The organism is Frankia sp. CoWAU3 (assembly GCF_977971855.1).
This window is the reverse complement of the sequence record NZ_CDWWXB010000214.1, coordinates 5735-6439: the sequence shown is the minus strand read 5'-3', so window position 1 is coordinate 6439 and position 705 is coordinate 5735. Positions and strand designations below refer to the sequence as shown.

At 73.3% G+C, this 705-nt stretch carries 1 protein-coding gene; it reads left to right on the top strand.

Going from position 1 to position 705, the window contains the following annotated elements; all coding sequences use genetic code 11:
- A partial coding sequence (locus tag AC08ON_RS15605) for a hypothetical protein (RefSeq protein WP_476617225.1) occupies positions 1 to 527 on the top strand: 527 nt, incomplete at its 5' end.
- Positions 528 to 705: the final 178 nt, after the last annotated feature.

Below are 705 nucleotides of genomic sequence, written 5' to 3'. Positions count from 1 at the left end.
GCGCCGTCGTGAAGCGCTGGGAGAACGCCGGAGTCGCCTCCGCCGATCCCGTACTCGCCGGCCAGGGCCGGCTCGTACGGCTCACCGCCGAGGGCACCCGGCTGGTCAGTTCGATGGAACTGGAATCCGACGGAGCGGCGACGAGCGCGGCGGGGGCCGTGCGCCACGCCATGGTCGCCCGCGCCCGGCTGCGGATCGAGAACGCCGGGGTGGGCGGGTCGCGGGTGCTGGCCTGGATCAGCGAGCGACAGTGGCGGCACGAAAACGAGGCCGCCCTGCACACCGGGTCGCACGTTCCCGATGGATTCGTCCGCCTCGATGGCGGGATGACGGGAGTCGTGCAGGTCGGCCATACCCGGGTGGAGGTCGCCCGGCTCCGGCCGCTGATCGCGAAGCTCGCCCGTCACCATCCCGTCGTCGTACTCGCCGTTCCCCGGGGGGAGCTGGCCGGCAACCCGGCCGGCCCCGCCGCCGTCACCGACGACGGCGACGGCCTGCCGGCGACGGTCTTCACCGTGGAGATCTGACTTCACTTCTGACGTCACTGTGAAGATCTGAGCCCGGCGAGACGCTCGGCGAGCAGCTCGGCGAGATGCCGCCCGCGCCGGGCGGCGACGTGTTCGGCCTGGGTCCGGCAGGAGAATCCGTCGGCGAGCAGCACGGTGCCCGCGGGAGCCGAGGCGATCGCCGGGCCCAGGGTACGGG